General features: G+C 58.4%; 20 protein-coding genes and 1 riboswitch. Of the genes, 1 reads left to right on the top strand and 19 read right to left on the bottom strand.

Going from position 1 to position 17902, the window contains the following annotated elements:
- Positions 1 to 24: 24 nt before the first annotated feature.
- From U0026_RS04910 to U0026_RS04830, 17 genes are read right to left on the bottom strand one after another with little or no spacing between them, the layout of a single operon-like run.
- Positions 25 to 1542 (bottom strand): cobyric acid synthase, encoded by a 1518-nt coding sequence (locus U0026_RS04910; RefSeq protein WP_062773366.1) that lies wholly within the window; start codon positions 1540 to 1542, stop codon positions 25 to 27.
- Positions 1539 to 2345, bottom strand: coding sequence for an energy-coupling factor ABC transporter ATP-binding protein (locus tag U0026_RS04905; RefSeq protein ID WP_062773363.1), 807 nt, complete (start codon positions 2343 to 2345; stop codon positions 1539 to 1541). The genes U0026_RS04910 and U0026_RS04905 overlap by 4 nt, the downstream gene beginning before the upstream one ends.
- 8 nt (positions 2346 to 2353) lie before the next feature.
- Positions 2354 to 3031: an energy-coupling factor ABC transporter transmembrane protein gene (locus U0026_RS04900; protein ID WP_062773379.1), complete on the bottom strand. Its 678-nt coding sequence runs from the start codon at positions 3029 to 3031 to the stop codon at positions 2354 to 2356.
- Complete coding sequence (locus tag U0026_RS04895) at positions 3018 to 3299, bottom strand: energy-coupling factor ABC transporter substrate-binding protein (protein WP_062773361.1); 282 nt, start codon at positions 3297 to 3299, stop codon at positions 3018 to 3020. Before U0026_RS04895 ends, U0026_RS04900 begins: the two co-directional genes overlap by 14 nt.
- Before the next feature lies 1 nt (position 3300).
- The gene (gene cbiM / locus U0026_RS04890; RefSeq protein ID WP_062773358.1) at positions 3301 to 4038 is read right to left on the bottom strand and encodes a cobalt ECF transporter S component CbiM; all 738 of its coding nucleotides are present in this window, start codon (positions 4036 to 4038) and stop codon (positions 3301 to 3303) included.
- Positions 4035 to 4748 (bottom strand): cobalt-factor II C(20)-methyltransferase, encoded by a 714-nt coding sequence (locus U0026_RS04885; RefSeq protein WP_062773355.1) that lies wholly within the window; start codon positions 4746 to 4748, stop codon positions 4035 to 4037. The genes cbiM and U0026_RS04885 overlap by 4 nt, the downstream gene beginning before the upstream one ends.
- A complete protein-coding gene (cbiK, locus tag U0026_RS04880) occupies positions 4745 to 5524 on the bottom strand; it encodes a sirohydrochlorin cobaltochelatase (protein ID WP_062773352.1) in 780 nt (259 codons plus the stop codon). Before cbiK ends, U0026_RS04885 begins: the two co-directional genes overlap by 4 nt.
- 10 nt (positions 5525 to 5534) lie before the next feature.
- Positions 5535 to 6320 carry a cobalt-precorrin-6A reductase gene (locus U0026_RS04875; protein ID WP_062773349.1) on the bottom strand — a complete coding sequence of 262 codons (786 nt, stop codon included), beginning with the start codon at positions 6318 to 6320 and terminating at the stop codon, positions 5535 to 5537.
- The gene (locus tag U0026_RS04870) at positions 6317 to 7042 is read right to left on the bottom strand and encodes a precorrin-3B C(17)-methyltransferase (RefSeq protein ID WP_062773345.1); all 726 of its coding nucleotides are present in this window, start codon (positions 7040 to 7042) and stop codon (positions 6317 to 6319) included. Before U0026_RS04870 ends, U0026_RS04875 begins: the two co-directional genes overlap by 4 nt.
- Positions 7042 to 8097 (bottom strand): cobalt-precorrin 5A hydrolase, encoded by a 1056-nt coding sequence (gene cbiG / locus U0026_RS04865; protein WP_062773342.1) that lies wholly within the window; start codon positions 8095 to 8097, stop codon positions 7042 to 7044. The genes U0026_RS04870 and cbiG overlap by 1 nt, the downstream gene beginning before the upstream one ends.
- Positions 8078 to 8851 (bottom strand): cobalt-precorrin-4 methyltransferase, encoded by a 774-nt coding sequence (locus tag U0026_RS04860; RefSeq protein WP_062773339.1) that lies wholly within the window; start codon positions 8849 to 8851, stop codon positions 8078 to 8080. The genes cbiG and U0026_RS04860 overlap by 20 nt, the downstream gene beginning before the upstream one ends.
- Entirely contained in the window at positions 8835 to 9413 is a 579-nt protein-coding gene (locus U0026_RS04855) for a decarboxylating cobalt-precorrin-6B (C(15))-methyltransferase (RefSeq protein ID WP_062773336.1), read from the bottom strand. The genes U0026_RS04860 and U0026_RS04855 overlap by 17 nt, the downstream gene beginning before the upstream one ends.
- Positions 9403 to 10008, bottom strand: coding sequence for a cobalt-precorrin-7 (C(5))-methyltransferase (locus tag U0026_RS04850; protein WP_062773333.1), 606 nt, complete (start codon positions 10006 to 10008; stop codon positions 9403 to 9405). Before U0026_RS04850 ends, U0026_RS04855 begins: the two co-directional genes overlap by 11 nt.
- The gene (gene cbiD / locus U0026_RS04845) at positions 10002 to 11141 is read right to left on the bottom strand and encodes a cobalt-precorrin-5B (C(1))-methyltransferase CbiD (RefSeq protein WP_062773331.1); all 1140 of its coding nucleotides are present in this window, start codon (positions 11139 to 11141) and stop codon (positions 10002 to 10004) included. The genes U0026_RS04850 and cbiD overlap by 7 nt, the downstream gene beginning before the upstream one ends.
- Positions 11138 to 11773 (bottom strand): cobalt-precorrin-8 methylmutase, encoded by a 636-nt coding sequence (locus U0026_RS04840; protein ID WP_062773328.1) that lies wholly within the window; start codon positions 11771 to 11773, stop codon positions 11138 to 11140. The genes cbiD and U0026_RS04840 overlap by 4 nt, the downstream gene beginning before the upstream one ends.
- Positions 11774 to 11783: 10 nt before the next feature.
- The gene (gene cbiB / locus U0026_RS04835; RefSeq protein ID WP_062773325.1) at positions 11784 to 12743 is read right to left on the bottom strand and encodes an adenosylcobinamide-phosphate synthase CbiB; all 960 of its coding nucleotides are present in this window, start codon (positions 12741 to 12743) and stop codon (positions 11784 to 11786) included.
- Positions 12740 to 14113 (bottom strand): cobyrinate a,c-diamide synthase, encoded by a 1374-nt coding sequence (locus U0026_RS04830; RefSeq protein ID WP_062773322.1) that lies wholly within the window; start codon positions 14111 to 14113, stop codon positions 12740 to 12742. Before U0026_RS04830 ends, cbiB begins: the two co-directional genes overlap by 4 nt.
- Positions 14114 to 14206: 93 nt before the next feature.
- Positions 14207 to 14396: riboswitch (cobalamin riboswitch) on the bottom strand.
- A 128-nt stretch (positions 14397 to 14524) separates the two neighbouring features.
- On the opposite strand from U0026_RS04830, the gene U0026_RS04825 reads away from it, so the two are divergent.
- Positions 14525 to 15394, top strand: coding sequence for a GHMP family kinase ATP-binding protein (locus tag U0026_RS04825; RefSeq protein ID WP_062773319.1), 870 nt, complete (start codon positions 14525 to 14527; stop codon positions 15392 to 15394).
- Here U0026_RS04825 and cobD read toward each other — a convergent pair.
- Complete coding sequence (cobD, locus tag U0026_RS04820; protein ID WP_062773316.1) at positions 15379 to 16455, bottom strand: threonine-phosphate decarboxylase CobD; 1077 nt, start codon at positions 16453 to 16455, stop codon at positions 15379 to 15381. The two genes, U0026_RS04825 and cobD, sit on opposite strands and share 16 nt — an antisense overlap.
- A gap of 6 nt (positions 16456 to 16461) precedes the next feature.
- The gene (gene amiC, locus U0026_RS04815) at positions 16462 to 17712 is read right to left on the bottom strand and encodes an N-acetylmuramoyl-L-alanine amidase AmiC (protein ID WP_062773313.1); all 1251 of its coding nucleotides are present in this window, start codon (positions 17710 to 17712) and stop codon (positions 16462 to 16464) included.
- Positions 17713 to 17902: the final 190 nt, after the last annotated feature.

Genomic DNA, 17902 nt, shown 5'->3' with positions numbered 1-17902 from the left:
CGAAGAATGGCGCACCGCCTGCCGTCACGGCTCCTGATGTTCCCGCATAATCGTATAAATCTTTTCAATATCAATATGCTGACGCATAGATTCCGCCAAAATATCAAATTGTTGCGCCTTGTAGCGGGCGTAATGAAAGTCACTGTCCAGCGCCGCCAGTCCTTTACGTTCACGCAGTCCGTTCACCAGCGCACGGGTAAACGCATCGCTATCAAACAGGCCGTGAAGATAGGTACCGAATACCTGGCCATCATCACTCACCGCACCGTCCACGCTGTACTGACCATTTTTACAAAGCTGCATCAAAGACTGAGCGCCATCCAGTCGTGTGGTCTCCCCCATATGAATTTCATAGCCACGCAGTGCCATCCCGGACACCGCCGCCAGCCAGCCCGGTAACGCGCCATCGAGCGTTGCCGTCGCCTGCGTGGTAGTTTTATGCGGCGCGAAGCGGGTAACCGTATTGAGTAGCCCTAAACCAGGCAGCGTTCCCAGCCCCGATTCCACCTCATCAATCAGCGTATCGCCCAGCATTTGATAGCCGCCGCAAATCCCGAGTACCGGTACCCCCTGACGCTGCGCCTGCAAAATGCCATGCGCCAGCGCGCTTTCCTGAAGCCACATCAGATCGCCGAGCGTATTTTTACTTCCCGGCAGGATAATCAGATCGGCACCGGCTAAATCATCCGCATGGCGCACGTAACGCACGCGAACATCCGGCTGTGCCGCCAGCGCGTTGAAGTCGGTGAAGTTAGAGATATGGGGCAACTGCACCACCGCCACATCAATCTCACGCTGCTGAATATGACGGTATTTGCCCTTTTGCAGCGCCACGCCGTCCTCATCTTCAAGATCAACCTCAAGCCACGGCATCACGCCCAGCACGGGCACATTGGTGAGCGCTTCAACCTGCTCAATACCGGAATACAGCAGCGCCACGTCACCGCGAAATTTATTGATAATGACGCCCTTCACGCGTGTGCGTTCATGGTCTTGCAGCAGCGCCAGCGTACCGTAAATGGAGGCAAACACGCCGCCACGGTCGATATCGGCGACCAGAATCACCGGGCACTGCGCCATCTCCGCCATCCCCATATTGACAATATCCCGGTCGCGGAGGTTGATTTCCGCCGGGCTGCCCGCCCCTTCCAGCACCAGAACGTCGTACTCCTGCGCCAGGCTTTGATACACCGAGATGATTTGTTCACGCAGCTTTGGCTTGTAGTTGTGATAGCTGACGGCGTCCATGTTGCTGGCCACCTCACCCATCAGCACAATCTGCGCTTTGCGGTCGCTGGTCGGTTTAAGAAGGATCGGGTTCATCCGCACGTCCGGCGCAATACCGGCGGCTTCGGCCTGGAATATCTGTGCGCGGCCCATCTCTTTGCCGTCCGGCGTGATGCCGGAATTGAGCGCCATATTCTGCGATTTAAACGGCGCGGTTCGTAGGCCATCTTGATAGAAAATCCGGCACAGCCCCGCCACCAGCATACTTTTGCCGACGTCGGATGCGGTGCCTTGCAACATAATGGCCTGAGTCATTGGGTTCCTTTTTCACGCATACGGCGGAAAAACTCCGCCTCGGTTTTACACAGCGGCAGCCCAAGCTCCGCGTGCAGCTTGACCAACCACGGCTGGCTTAAGCCCGCCTGTTCAATCAGTTCGCGTTGGGCAAACACCTCACCCGGTTCGCCCGCCGCCAGCACTTCGCCCCGGCGCAGTACGTACACCGCGTCGCTGACTTCATAAATCAAATCGATATCGTGGCTGGAAATGACCACATGATTGCCCTGCGCGACGATACGCTTGATGATATCAATCATCTGCGCCCGGCCGGAAGGATCCAGCCCGGCGGTGGGTTCATCGAGCAGTAAATAGCGCGCTTGCAGTACCAGCGCCCCAGCAATGGCCACACGTTTTTTCTGTCCGTGGCTCAGGCACTGAATCGGCTGCTGGCGAAAATGCTGGGCATCGACCAGCGTTAGCGCCTCATCAACGCGGCGGGCAATATCCTCTTCTGCCACGCCTAAATTACGCAGGCTAAAGGCAATATCACTGTCGATATCGGTATAGAAGATTTGCTGATCCGGATCCTGAAAGACCGTCGCGACCTGCTGGCGCAGCGCCAATAGCCCGCGTTTACTGTAATCCAGGGCTTTCCCTTGCCATAATACCGCGCCCTGCTGGGGTCGCAACAGCCCGCTCAAGTTCATAAACAGCGTCGATTTTCCGCAGCCGTTCGCCCCCACCAGCCCGGTCACGGCCTGGCGAGAAAAATCCAGCGTCAGTCCTTTCAGCGTGGGTTCATCCTGGTAGCGAAACCAGAGATCGTTGGTGGCGAGCATGACAGTCCTTAAAGGTGAAAATCACCCTGATACAATTTGATATCCAGCGTCGTGCTCATTTGCTGATAACGAATGAGCACGCGGGTAAACAGCAGGCCGACCAGCATCGACAGTGAGCGGTAGCCCAGGTGCACATTGCGATAGCCAAAGCGCAGCGTTTGCGCCCGATGAATCGCCATCGCCTCATCCAGCAGGATAAAGATAAAGCGCCAGGTCAGCAGAATTTGCTCGGTGAGCAGGCGCGGCACGCGCGCCCGTTTGAGCAGGATAATCAGTTGGGGAAACGGTAAATTCAGCACCAGCCAGAAGGTGGCCGACAGCGCCGCCAGGCTGCGCCAGAACGTGTCATTAGCGGTAGCCAAGCCAACGGAGGTGATGCCGAGTCGAAAAGATCCGATAGGCACACTGACCAGCAGCGCGTGCGGGTCGCGGCTGACGCTAAACACAATGGTCACCACCCCCACCAGCAGAAAGCCCAGCGGCAGCGCCATCCAGCGGCACCAGCGCCACAGCGAAATGCGTAGCAACCAGCAGGTCAGCGCCGCCGTGAAGCACATCAGTGCTGCCTGCCCCAGCGGTGGCAAGCTGAACGCCAGAATCATCAACAGCAGCCAGAACAGAAATTTCCGCTCCGGCGGCAGGTGAAACCAACGGCTTTGATAACTGAGTCTATCAAGACCGGTCATCATTGCGCTGACGGCCTTTGTAGTAGCCCAGAATATAGAAAATCACCGCCGCCCCCAGCGAACCTTGCAGGGTAAACAGCAGGCTTTCAATTTCGCCACTCGCCGGTTCATACAGCGGCTGGAACCACGGCTCATAGTGCGGGGCAACCGCCTGGATCTGGCTTTCCGCTTCGCCGTCAGAGCCACCGTATTCACCGCCGTGATTGATAAAGAACGGCAGGATCACCAGCGCTATCACCATCGCCAGCAGGATCAATGTCTTTTTCATTTTAGTGTCCTTGTGCAGGGATCAACTGACGCTTGGTCAACTGGTCGTAGATCATCACCGTCAGTAACCCTTCGGCAATGGCGATCGGGATCTGGGTCAGGCAGAAGATCCCCATAAACTTCAGGCTTGAACCGGCGATCCCCGCCTGCGGATCCGGGAATGCCACACCCAACTGGAGTGAAGTAACAAAGTAGGTGGCTAAATCCGCCAGCATCGCGCAGAGAAAGACCGAGACATCACGGCGAAAACCGGCTTTACAGGCCATTTTCCATACCAAATAGCCGACGATTGGCCCAATTACCGCCATCGACATGCCGTTTGCGCCAAGCGTCGTCAACCCACCGTGCGCCAGCAGCAGCGCCTGGAACAGCAGCACGATAGCCCCGAGAATCGCCACCACGCCCGGCCCGAACAAGATCACCGCCAGCCCAACGCCCGTGGGATGCGAACAACTCCCGGTCACAGACGGAATCTTCAGCGCCGAGAGAACAAAAATAAATGCCCCGCACAGCGCCAGCAGTACCTTCTGATTATTATCTTCCTGCACGATACGGCGCAGGCGAACCAGTCCGTACCACAGGCACGGCAGGAACAGCAGCCACCACGCCAGCGCCCACAGCGGCGGCAGAAAACCTTCCATAATATGCATAGCAAACGCCTGCTCTGGCACCACCAGCAGCAATAGCGCCGCCGCGAAGCCGCTTAACGACAGCTTTTTCAGCTGTTGTTCTAATGTCATTTTTTCAGCTCCCACTGTTTGTTGACCAGAATGGTCGAGAAATAAGGCAGCGGCTGGTCATCGGCGACCTCCGCCAGATTGCGCCAGCACTGTTCGCCGGGCAGCGTGGCTTCGGCCATCATCAGTGCGCAGTCCAGCAGGCCAGCTTTCGCCAGCAATGCTTTGATACGCGGGAAGCGACCGTAGACCTTCATCAGTACCAGACTGTCATGCTGCGCCAGCGCGTGTTCAATCTCCGATTCCGGCGCGGTGCAGGCGACAACCGCCAGCGACTGTTGCTCCATCGCCAACGGCGTTTGTGCGCGCGCGGCAATGGCGGCGAACGAGGTCACACCGGGAACAATTTCCAGCCACTCCGGGCTGCCGATGCGCTTGAGCAAAAAGACCCAGGTGCTGAACAGCATCGCGTCCCCGAGAGTAATAAAACCGACCTGTTTTCCGGCTTCAACTTCACGCACTAGCGCACCAGAAACGTCGTCCCACACCGCCTCTTTTTCGGCACTGTCAGCGCTCATCGGGAAATGGCAGCAGCGCACTTCGGTGTGCTCTCCTAAATATTCCCGCACGATGGAGAGCGCGAGGCTGTCGCCGCCTTTACGTCCCGCAGGCGCGTAGAGAATATCGAGCGAGCCGAGAATGCGCGCGGCACGAACGGTGATAAGATCCGCCGCACCGGGGCCGGTGCTCAGGGCGTACAGTTTTCCGCTCATGCGACCTCCAGCGATTGTTGCAGGTGTTCAACAAACATCGCCCGCACCGCCGGATTCTCACCCAGCCCGTTGAGCCACGGTGTCGCCGGAATACCCGCCGCGTTAAACAGCGTTTTCCACGAATCTTCTTCGTCCGAGGCCATGTCGTTAATCGCGTGGTCGCCCGCCACCAGCATCAGCGGCATCAGGTGAACACCGCGTACCCCTTCCTGACTGAGACTATCAATCAGCACGCCGACTTCGGGATAGCTTTCTACTGCGCCAACCCGCGCCGGGAAGCGCTGGACGCTCATCATATGGTCGAGACAAGCATAGGCGGCAAAGGCGTGGTGACTGGCACCGTGGCCCATAAATACTACCTTCTCATCGGCATTTAGCGCGGGCATCTGCTGCTCCAGCGCCTGCATCAAGCGCACATAATCGTGATGACCACTCAACAGCGGCGTGCCGATGGTCAGTCGGGTAAACAGCGGACGCAGGCTCTGGGCTTCATGTTCAATCTTCTCGAACTCATCGCCGTTGATAATATGCAGCGACTGAATCGCCACATCCTGATACCCCTGCTCGGCCAGCTTTTTCAGCGCTTCCAGCGGGGTGTCAATCTCAAGGCCGTCACGCGACTTAAGCTTGCGAATAATCATCCCGGAAGTAAACGCGCGAAACAGGTCGCGATCCGGGCAACTTGCCGCCAGTTCGCGCTCACAGGCAACAATGTTCTTCTCACAGGTCTCGGGGTAGCTGGTGCCGAAGCTCACCACTAACAGGGCTTTTTTCATCATGGTTTCCTTAGGCCGTAGCCTGCCAGCGCGCTAAACGCTCGGCAAAGACGGCCTGACTTTCCAGTCGTTCATCGCCGGTCACCAGTGGTGCCGGGCGGGTAATCACGATGCAGGGAATTCCCGCATCCAGGCAGGGCTGAACCTTTTCCTGATAGCCACCTTCCGCGCCAGAGGCTTTGGTGACCATCACATCGGCGCGGCAGTGGCGGTAGAAAGCCGCGTTAAACTCGGCGCTAAACGGCGCGCAAATGGCAAAGATTTCACCCACGCCAAAACCTAAATCGGCGCACTGCTGCACCACCTCCGGCACCGGTAACACACGGGCAAGCAGGGTTTTCTCCGGCAACGCTTCGCGCCACAGCGCCAGGTCTTTACTGCCGGTGGTCAATAGCACCCGCTCGCCCATGTTTTTTAAAAGCGCACAGGCCTCAGCAATACTGGTGACGTAGTAAAGCTGCGGGTGCGTCAATGAACTCAGCTGTTCCGGGCGCTCGTAGCGGCTTAACAGCACGCCGGTCTGTTCGCAAGCGGCGAGCGCATTACGGCTGACCACTTCGGCATACGGGTGCGAGGCATCAATCACCCAGCGGGTTTTATGCTCACGCAGCCAGGCAATCATCTGCGCCAGATCCAGCCGTCCGCAGCGCACTTTGCCCTGAATATCGCCCGCCAGCGCCTCGCCCGTTGGTGTCGCCACCGACACGGTGTAGCGTACATGGGCAGCGTCCAGTTGCTGGCAAATCGCCCGCGCATCGCTGGTTCCGCCCATCACCAGCACGTCGCCGTAACTCACAGCACATAGCCTCTTGGCGTAATCATCAGGCCGTCCTGCACGTAGGTGGTTTTATTGCCGACGATCACCAGACTGGTCATGTCGACCGGCGCAAAGTCCATCTCGCCCAACGTGGTCAGCCATTTCTCTTCTTTTTTACGCCCGGCTGATTTCACCACGCCCACCGGCGTATTAGCGTTTTTGCTGGCCGCCAACAGTTCAAATGCGCGCGCCAGATGACCTTCACGGCCACGGCTGCGCGGGTTGTAGAAACAGATAACAAAGTCGGCTTCTCCGGCGGCGATGATGCGTTTTTCAATCACCGGCCACGGGGTGAGCAGATCGCTTAAGCTGATATGGCAGAAGTCGTGCATCAGCGGTGCACCCAGCAACGCGGCGGCGGCAATACTCGCGGTCATGCCGGGGATCAGGCGAACTTCCACGTCCAGCTTCTGCTTGCTCACCAGTTCCAGTACCAGTCCGGCCATGCCATAAATACCGGCATCTCCGCTGCTGATCAGCGCCACGTTGTGTCCGGCCTGCGCCAGCTCAATTGCCGCCTGACAGCGTTCAATCTCTTTGCACATTCCGGTTTTGATCACCTGCTTGTCGGCGGTAAATGCCTTCACCAGATGCGTATAGGTTTTGTAGCCGACGACAATTTCCGCCGCCTGCAAGGCTTCCACGGCTTCCATGGTCATCATGGCCTGCGAGCCAGGGCCGATTCCAATTACGCTTAACATCAGTGTGTAACTCCCAAAGTAATAGTGACGCCCTGTTCTCGCAGGGTCTCGCCAATAAGATTCCCGTCGCTCATAAGCCAGGCCGCCGGGCCGGAAACGCTGCCAACGCCCACCGTTTGTTTCACAAACAGCGAGGAGGGAAAGCGGTGTTCGTGCTCGCACAGGGCGGCTACGCTAAAAATTTCAAACGGCACATCGGCATCGCTCGCTAACTGAATAAGCCCCAGTTCGTCTTTTTTGACGACGATGCTGCCGATGGCCTTCAGCGCCAGCGGGTCTAGCTTCTGAGTCGCCAACTGGCGCAGCAACAGCTCAGCAATCAATGCGCACGGCGTGCTGCGACGACAGCCAATGCCTGCCACAATGCGTCGCGGCACCAGTTTCCAGTGCGGCAACGGCAGTTCCGGCAGGATGTCACGCAAGGTGATGCACACCAGCGCGTCCAGCTCAGGCAGATGATTGAGACTGGTGACGGTGATAAAACCGCGCCGGTCGCAGCGGCTCACCTCGGCGGTCAGCGAGTCATCCCACCACAGCCCCACTCGCTGCTGGCTGACCAGCATCTGGTTGACGGTTTTGACCGCCGCACGAAAGCCGCGCATCCGTGCATTCAGCTGGCAGGCCAGCGTATCCAGCGCCGCCACTTCGTTTACGTCGGTGGCGGTGGTGATCACCGGGTCAACGCCGAGAATGCCCGCTAGATGGCACGCCAGCGCATTCGCGCCACCGATATGCCCGGAGAGCAGGCTGATCACGTGCTGACCGCGTTCATCAATGACCACCACCGCCGGGTCGTGAAATTTGTCGACCAGCAACGGCGCGAGCACGCGCACGGCAATGCCGGTCGCCCCGATAAAAATCAGCGACGAATAGCGGCTAAACGCCTGCTGGACGCTGTGCGCAAAGCTGACATCGAACGCGGAAAATCCCTCTTCAACCAGGGCCTCGCGGGTTAGACAGGTCATTGGCTGCGCTGCACTTAACCGTTTCGCTAACGCCACACCGCCGGGCGTCAGGCAGAACAGCGCAATGCCGTCAGGCTTTACGGTATTCATGACTAAAATCCGCCGCGTACAGACGCGAGTAGTGATATTCATCGCCAAGGAAATTGCCGACCAGGATCAACGCCGTTTTGCGAATCCCCGCGTCACGCACTTTGTCGCCAATATCTGCCAGCGTGCCGCGTACGGTCTGGCTCTCCGGCCAGGTGGCTTTGTAGACCACCGCCACCGGCGTACTCGTCGGGTAGCCGCCGTCAATCAACCGTTCGGCCACCTTGTGAATCCGCTGCACCGAGAGGTAAATCGCCATTGAGGTTTGATGCTGGGCAAACGATTCCAGTTGCTCGCGCTCGGGCACCGGGGTGCGCCCTTCCAGACGGGTGATAATCAGGCTCTGCGACACTTCCGGGACGGTGTACTCAACGCCCAGTTCCGCCGCCGCACCAAGAAACGCGCTGACGCCCGGTACCACCTGCCAGGCGATACCGCGCCGCGTCAACTCTTCGCCCTGCTCACGCACCGAGCCGTACAGCGACACGTCGCCGGTTTGCAGGCGTACCACCGTTTTCCCGGCTTTCACGCCCGCTTCCATTAACTCGAGAATTTGTTCCAGATGCAGCTCGGCGCTGTCATGGCATTCGGCGTCTGACGGGCAGTAGTCCAGCAGTTCGGTGTTGATAAGCGATCCGGCGTAGATAACCACCTGGGCTTGTTGCAACAGGCGGTAGCCTTTCAGGGTGATCAGCTCCCGGTCTCCGGGGCCTGCGCCAACGAACCAGACACAGCGGGGATCAAAGAGTGTGGACATGGGCGTCTTCCTTCTGACAGGCAATCACAAAAACGGGGTTATGCGGTTTGAAATAGTGCCCACTGCCAAGCGGGGTGAGCGCCGCGATATTCAGCTGCTGGCAGTCCAGCGCCGTGACGCCTGAGTGACGTAGATGGTCGAGCGCCGCGTGCAAATTTTCCTGCAGGATAAAAGTCATCACCAGCCGCCCACCGGGGCGCAGATGCTGTAACGACCAGTCAATCAACGCGCAAAGGTGACCACCGCTGCCGCCGATAAAGATGGCATCAGCCTGCTCTACCCTCACATCAGGCGCTTCACCGGCCATCACCGAAATATTGCCGCAGGCAAACCGCTGACAATTCTCTTCCAGCAAGCGCAGCGCCGCCGGGTTGCGTTCAATCGCCGTCACTGCAAGCGTGGGGTTTTGCAATGCCGCTTCAATCGACACACTGCCGGTTCCCGCACCGATATCAATCAGGTGGCTGGCCCAATGCAATTCCAGCTTTGACAGCGCCAACGCCCGCACTGCTTCTTTGGTCATCGGCACTTTTTCGCCGCGCAAAAACAGCTCATCTTTCATCGAGGATCACCACCGTGTTCATCTCATAGTCGTTAGCCACCGCGCTAACCGGTAGCCAGTGGATCCGTTCATTGTCCTGCGCCAGATTTTCGCCAATCACCATCCAGCGATATCCTTTGCCACGCGCCACCAGCTCGGCAGCAATCTGTTTTGGGCCGCAGCGTTTATCGGTGACCATCGCTACTTTCAAATGGCTGGCGAGCGCATCAAAATTCACCTCGCGCCCGTGGCTGCTGGTGAGCCACATCTCATTCATATCGATACCCGCCCGCGCGCACAGATACTGCACGGCGCTGACACCGGGGATCACCTGCACGTTATCGCGGCCAAAATGGGCAATCAGCCGTGTGCCAATGCCGTAAAACAGCGGGTCGCCGGAAGCCAGCACCACCACGTTTTGTGCCGAGCGTTCAGTAATCCATTGCAAAATCTGGTCAATATTGGCCCCCAGCGGGCAGCATTCACCGCAAAAATCCGCGAACTGCGCCAGATGCCGCACCGCGCCGACCAGCACATCGGCACTTAGCACGGCCTGTGTGGCCTGCGGCGTCATCAGTTGCACACCTGCGGGGCCCATACCCACCACCGTCAGCATTTCATCGCCTCGATAATCTCGCTCACCGGACGATTGCTGCCGAGGATCTGGTTATCAAACGAGAACATGATGGCGTCGCATTCTGGCGGCATTTTGGTAAAGCGCAGGCGCTGCATGACGCGCTGGCAGATTCGTTCGGCAAGATGGTTGTAGATACGCTGAAAACCGAACGCATCAATATGTTCCATCGCCGCTTCGGTGGTATCGCAATCGCTAACCAGCGTCAGGAGCTCCAGCGGCGCGCCGAGCAGCGCCAGATGGGCGACCAGCGTTTCCATCCGCGCGTCGGCAATATGGCTGTGGGTATGGAAAATGCCGGCGGCGATTTTAATCAGCTTACCGGGATGGCCTATCAGCACTATCTGGCGAAAGCCCAGGCGCACGGCCTCTTCAATCATGTAGCCGACGAAGTTGCTCATGGTGACCACCACCTGTGAATCGATCCCCATCTGCTCACGTACGAAACGTTCGCCATGGTTACCCGGCACCAGCACCACCCGCTCCAGCCCCGCCGCATGCTTCATCTCAAGCTCCAGCGCCAGCGAGCGTTTCCAGCTCTCTTCCGACATGGGGGTGACGATGCCGGTGGTGCCGATAATCGAGATACCGCCCAGAATGCCCAGCCGCGAGTTATAGGTCTTTTGCGCCCGCTCCTCGCCTTCCGGGGCGAAGATTTCGACCTCCGCGCCGCGCGCAGGGCCAATCGCTTCACGCACGGCGGTTTCGATGGTGTGACGCGGGGTGCGGTTTATCGCCGAACTGCCGATCGGCAACCCGATGCCTTTGCGGGTCACAGTGCCAACGCCCTCGCCGCCGCGCAGGGTAATATCACCGCTGTCGTTCAGCGTGACGCGGGCGAAAATCAGCATCCCATGAGTGGCGTCGATATCGTCGCCGCCGTCTTTGCGAATGGCGGCAATTCCCTGCTGGCCTTCGACGTGTGGCGATTCAACGTTCAAATTCAGCGTCACGCCGGAAGGGGTGACAATCGACACCTGATGAATCAGGTGCTGGCGCATCACCATCAGCGCGGCAACTTTGGCCGCCGCCGTAGCGCAGGAACCGGTGGTGTAGCCTTTGCGCAGCGCTTTGCCGTTATGCCACACCGGGGCATCAAAGGCGGGCTCATTCATTGTGCGGCCTGCAAATGGTAGAGAATGGCGTTGACGATGGCGGCGGCCACGTTGCTGCCGCCCTTACGCCCGAGCGCCGCAATGCCCGGCAGACCGCTTTTGCTCAGGGCGTCTTTCGATTCCGCCGCGCCGACAAAACCGACCGGAACGCCAACCACACCGCCCACTTCCACCCCTTTATGCTCCAGCAGACGGAACAGTGCGGTCGGCGCATTGCCGAAAACAAAGACCTTATCTCCAGCTTCTTGCACTGCAATATCTACCGCCGCCATCGAGCGGGTCATACCCTGCGCTTTGGCTTCGCGCACCACGCGCGGGTCGCTGATGTAGCAACGACACTCGCCGCCGAAGGTCGCCAGCAGATTTTTATTGATGCCGGACAGCGCCATGGTGGTGTCGGTGTAAAGCGTACACGGGCGGCTTAGCGCCTCGGTCAGACGGGCCAATGCATCCGGCGCGAACCACAAAATATCCAGCCATTCAAAATCGGCGGTGGTATGGATAACCCGTTTGATAATGGCCTCGTGCAGCGGGCTGTCGAAGCGATATTCCGGGCGGGTTTCGGCAATAATGTCGCTAATGATCTCAAAGCTTTTACGCTCGATAGCCTGTGGTTGCTGGATATAGTTCATGCACTGCTCCTCAGGCGACGCCCATCAGCCAGACTCTCACTGCCATAAACAGCAGCAGAGCCAGCGTGGACGACACCCACATCAGTCGAATCGTTCGGGAAATATCATCAATGGCGATGGCGCGGTGGTCGTCACCGATCCACGGTTTTTCCACGCGCTCGCCAAAATAGGCGTTCGGGCCGCCCAGACGAATGCCCAGCGCCCCGGCGACCGCGGCTTCCGACCACGCGCAGTTTGGGCTGCTGTGGTTGCGGCGATCGCGCCAGCCAATGCGTAGCGCGCGTACCGCATCAAAGCGACAGAGAAAGGCGGCGGCGCTGATAAGTAGCCAGCTCAGGCGGGCGGGAATAAAGTTGGCGACATCGTCCAATCTGGCGCTGACCATGCCAATGGCGCGGTATTTTTCGTGCTTATAGCCGACCATGGAATCGAGGGTGTTGACCGCTTTGTAAGCCATCGCCAGCGGCGCGCCGCCGAGTAGCAGGAAGAACAGCGGCGCGATAATGCCGTCGACGGTGTTTTCCGCCACGGTTTCTACCACCGCGCGGTTAATCTGCTCTGGCTGAAGCTCGGAAGTGTCGCGACCGACAATCCACGACAGCTTGAGGCGGCTTTCAGCGAGGTTGCCGTCACGCAGCGGTCGCTCAACATCCTGTGCGGATCGCGCCAGACAGCGCCCGGCAAGGACGGTGAAAATCATCCACACCTCTACGCCCCAGCCCAGCCACGGATGAATTTTTGTGGCCAGCGTCAACACGCCCCACGTGACGCCATAGGTCAGCCCAACGACCACCAGCCACATCACTCCACCGCCAATACGTAGCGCACGATCGCTGCGGCAAATGCGTCGCACCCAGCGCTGTACGATGCTTATCAGGTTGCCTATCCAGCGCACCGGATGCGGCCAGTTTTGCGGGTCACCGATAACAAAATCGAGCACCCACGCCAGACACCAGGCAAGCAGCGTCATTGGGCACGCCTCGCCGCGGTAAACCAGTGGTTGAGCATCGCGGGACGTTGCGCGAAGTGGACGTGCAGGTAGCTGGCAAAGGTGTTGCCACACTGCCAGCCGCCGCTCCACTGCTGGAGCGTTGCACCATCACGAGTTTTGCGACAGGCCATCACCGCCGGAAGCCGAGGGGTAAAATCGGAGTAGTGAAATTCATGTCCGCGCAGCACCTCGCCGGGGGCGGCAAGCAACGTTTGCTGTTGGGCCTCGGCTTCGCAGTAGCCAAAGCGGGTCAGCCGTTTACCCATTTTACTGTCGCCAGGAAGGACATTGACCATCGCATGGATTTCGCCTTGCGCATCTTCCAGCGTGCTGCCGAGATACATCAGGCCGCCGCATTCCGCGTAGATCGCCACGCCGCGCCGGTGCGCTGCACGCAGTTGCGTCAGCATGGAGGTGTTGGCAGCCAACGCCCGGGCATGTAATTCCGGGTAGCCACCGCCCAGCCAGATCATCTGGCACGTCGGAAGCTCACGGTCATGCAGCGGGCTAAAGCGCACAATCTTCACTCCCGCGCGTTCCAGCAGCGCCAGGTTGTCCGGGTAGTAGAAGTTGAAGGCTTCATCATCGGCGAGCGCCAGCGTTAAGCCTTCACCGGCAAGCGGAGTCGTCGGCCATTCGCCCGCTGGTAACGCACTCAATTCACTCAGTGAAAGCAGCGCATCAATATCCAGCGTGCGCTCAAGCGTGGTGGCAAAATCCTGCCACGGTTGGGCGTTAACCGTTGATTCGCGGGCAGTAACCAGCCCAAGATGGCGCTCTGGCAGCGCTACGCCCTCAACGCGCGGGACATAACCCAGTACCGGAATGGTGCAGTAACGCTCGATGGCGCTTTTCAGCAACTGGAAGTGACTGTCGCTGTTGACGCGATTAACAATCACCCCGGCAATATTAAGGCTGGGGTCGAAGTGCTGAAAGCCCATCACCGTTGCCGCAATTGATGTCGATACCGCTTTGCCGTCGACCAGCAAAATCACCGGGCAACCCAGCTGTTTGGCCATCGCGGCGCTGCTGCAATAATTCGGGTCAGTGCCGTAACCGTCGTACAGGCCCATCACACCTTCAATGACGGCGATATCAGCCTGCTGCAAATGGTCACAAAATAGCGCGTTGAGAATAGGGGTGGGCAGCATAAAGCTGTCGAGATTGCGCGAAGGGACGCCGCACAGCGCAGTGTGCCAGCCGGTGTCGAGATAGTCAGGGCCAACCTTGTACGGCTGAACCCGCAGCCCGCGCTGCTGGAACAGTTTAAGCAAGCCCAGCGTCACCGTGGTTTTACCACAGCCGCTGCCGGTACCTGCAAGAACAAATGCGTGCTGTCTGGCTGCCATACCCTGCCCCTGTTGCCGGGGGGCGAGTATAGCCGTGCGCTTGCCCGGTCTGCCGACCGTGCAACGCAAAGCAACCCACTTCCCACCGAAGTTGTTGTTAATGGCCAACAGGCAGGTCTTCTGGCTTAGCGTCATCCTCGCCCGTCCTTCCCGATCTTGCGATCAGTGGTGTTTACGGGGTCGTCAGCATCACAGCAGCGGGGGCTGCGGGGGATTTATACACGCGTGTATTCACCCCCTTCCCTGGCACATAATGTGCCGAACCTGTTGGTTGCAGATTTATGCCGGCACAGCGCCCGCATAAAATAAAAGCAGGTTACTCTAGCGTGCTGAATAAAGGATTTCGTTGCGCTATGACAATACCGGTATATTTACGGTAGTTATATTTGGATGGGTTAAGCAAGGAATATCATGAGCGTGGCGCGCTGTCCCGGCTCCTGCGGGGAAATTATTCAGGGCTGGATTCTGGGCAGTGAAAAGCTCATCTCTTGCCCGATAGACTGGTACAGCACGGTTGAAGTGTGCGACGGAACGCCGCTGCCTGATGAGCGGCCGCTCACCCGCGCGACGGTCAACGCGCTACTGGCGCACTTTGGCTATGCGCTATCACGAAGCCAGGCGCTGCGCGTTGAGGTACATTCGACGATTCCGGTTGCCAAAGGAATGGCCAGCAGCACCGCCGATATTGCCGCCACCGCCATTGCCACAGCGCATCACCTTGGCCATTCATTGGATGAATCAATTCTCGCTACGCTGTGTGTGTCGCTGGAACCGACGGACAGCACCCTGTTCCGTCAACTCACCCTGTTTGACCACCATCATGCTCGTACCCAAATTGCCTGTGGCCCCTCGCCTGAATTTGACCTGCTGGTGCTCGAAAGCCCGGTTATTCTGCGCACCGCTGATTATCATCGGCTCCCACGTGAGGCGGCATTACACGCCAATGCTGATGTCCTGCAAGGGGCGTGGGAAAAGGTACAGACCGCCTGCGCCAGCAATAGCGCAAGCTTATTGGGAGAGGCGGCAACGCTTAGCGCCATCGCCAGCCAGGCGCTATTGCCCAAGCCGGGTTTTGCTGCATTGTTGTCGCTAGTTGAGTCTTGCGGGCTATACGGGCTAAACGTGGCGCACAGCGGCAGCGTGGTCGGGCTGATGCTTGACCGTCGCCATCACGATGTGGAATACCTGAAGTGGGCACTGGGACAGAAAAAGCTCACCGACCACTGGCCGAAGCAGCACCTGTTAAGCGCGGTGCCGGGCGGGGTTCAGCTCAGCACTTGACGGAGCGCCGTCAGCAGCTGTTCGTTCTCGGCGTTGCTGCGAATCGCCACGCGGAAGTAGCGCCCGTCCAGCCCCGGGTAGTTGGCGCAGCTGCGGATCAGAATATGCTGTTGCAGCAGCGCGTCCTGCAATTCAATCTCCGGCCGCTCACAGCGCAGAAACAGATAGTTGGCTTGTCCCGGGTAAACGGTTAAGCCGTCGATTTCGCCAAGCAGACGATAAAATCGCTGACCTTCCTGCGCCAGCCAGCGCCTCGTTGCCTGTTGGTAGGCCTCATCGTTTAGCGCAATCTCGCCTGCCAGCGCGGCAAAAGCATTGATTGACCACGGCATCTGATGCTGGCGTAAACGCGCAACCGCCTGCGCGTTACTGTTGAGCAAATAGCCCAATCGCAGGCCAGGGATGGCGTAGAACTTCGTGAGCGAGCGCAGTACCCAGATATGCGGGTTTTGCGCGAGTAACGGGATAAAGCCTGGCTCGCCGGGAATAAAGTCGATAAAGGCTTCATCTAACACAAGCGCAATATCCAGCGTCCGGCAGCGGTCGGCAATCGCCTCCAGTAGCGCCCGCTCAGGCAGCAGCCCGGTCGGGTTATTTGGCGTGCAGAGAAACAGACAGTCGAGTTCAGCGGTCAGTGCGCGCAGAATGCGGTCGGTCAGTTGCCAGCCGTCTTCTTCGCACAGGACGAAAGTTTCCACCTGGCAGTCGAGGGTGTCCAGCGCCCGGCGATACTCGGCAAAGCCCGGTGCAATAACCATTGCCCGACGCGGCTTCAAACCGTGAGCGAAGGTAAAAATAGATTCCGTTTCGCCGTTACCTGCCAGAATCCACGAAGCTGGAACCTCGTGGTGCGCAGCCAGCGCCTCGTGAAGCTGCGCGTAGTCGACATCGGGATAACGCTCGGCGCAGGAAAGCTGGCTGATAATGGCCTGCTTGATGCTCTCCGGCATGCCTAACGGATTGATATTAGCGCTGAAATCCAGCAGTTGATCGGGAGAAATGCCCAACAGCGCGGCCGCTTCGCGGGTATTGCCGCCGTGGACACTTTTTAGCTGCGACATAGCGGGTTACCCGCGCCTTGCCAGCGTCGCGCCATCGGCAAAGTAGGCTTTGATACCCGCCAGGATCGACTCGGCAACTTCCTGCTGGAAGGCCGCCGTTTTCAGCTTACGCTCCTCTTCAACGTTACTGATAAACGCCGTTTCGACGAGGATCGATGGAATATCTGGCGCTTTAAGCACCGCAAAGCCTGCCTGTTCAACCTGGTTTTTATGCAGATTGTTGACCTTGCCAAGCCTTTTCAGTACCGCCTTGCCGAACTTCAGGCTGTCGGTGATGGTCAGCGATTGCACCATATCAAACATGGTGTGGTCAACGTAGCGGTCGCCGCTTTTGCTCACGCCACCCACTAAGTCGGCGGCGTTCTGGGTCTGCGCGAGGTATTTGGCCGCCGTACTGGTGGCCCCTTTGGTCGACAGCGCAAACACCGACGAACCGCTCGGCTGGCGGCTGGTGAAGGCATCCGCATGGATGGAGACAAACAGGTCGGCGCGCTGCTTTTGCGCCTTCGCCACCCGCACTTTGAGTGGAATAAAGATATCTTCGTTGCGCGTCATGTAGGCTTTCATATTGCCTTCTTTTTCAATCAGCGCACGCAGGCGACGGGCAATTTGCAGCACCACATCTTTTTCCCGCGTTTTATGCAGCCCTACCGCGCCGGAGTCTTCACCGCCGTGGCCGGGATCAAGCATGATGACAATCGGCCGATCGCGCCCGGCTTTCCCCGGCTGCGGACCACTTTGGGCTGGCGGCACCTGCTTTTCGAGGCCGTCTTTATTGTATTCTTCCAGCAAGGCCAGCAACGGATCCTGCACGTCGTTGCTGTTGACCGGGTAGAGATCCATCACCAGACGCTCTTTGAAACCGGCAACCGGTGCCAGCGCAAAAAGCTGCGGTTTGACGTCTTGTTTAAGCTCAAACACCATACGCACGGTTTGCGGGTCAAACTGCCCTACGCGTGCCGATTTAATGTAGGGATCGTCGGCGCGGATCTGCGCCCCCATGCCTTTTAGCACCGAGTTCAGATTAACCCCTTCGAGGTCCACCACCATACGGTCAGGATTGCTCAGCGCAAACTGTCGGTACTTAATCACACGGTTAGACTCCACCGTGACGCGCGTGTAGCTGGACGCCGGCCAGATGCGTACGGCCACCACCTGACTAACGGCAGCGAAACCGACCTGACTCACGCTTAACAACCACATAGCGCCCGCCCCTTTTAACAGGCGACGACGACTTAACGACTGACTTCCCGACATGCTCTATCCCAGGCAAAAAAAGACAATTTGAATTTACGCATAATACGATTGACCGAAAACTGTAACCAATGGCGGATAAGCTGTCATCTATAAAAGGGTAAACATTCGTTGTATCAACACAATTGGCAGCAGGCTATTACGTTATTTAGGCAAATTCTGGCTTGCGTTTCCGCCCAAAACAGAATAAAAA

Origin of the sequence: Kluyvera intermedia (genome assembly GCF_034424175.1) — a bacterium.
Taxonomy (GTDB): domain Bacteria; phylum Pseudomonadota; class Gammaproteobacteria; order Enterobacterales; family Enterobacteriaceae; genus Kluyvera; species Kluyvera intermedia.
Note: the sequence above shows the minus strand (reverse complement) of the source record. Positions and strands in the feature narration are given on the sequence as shown.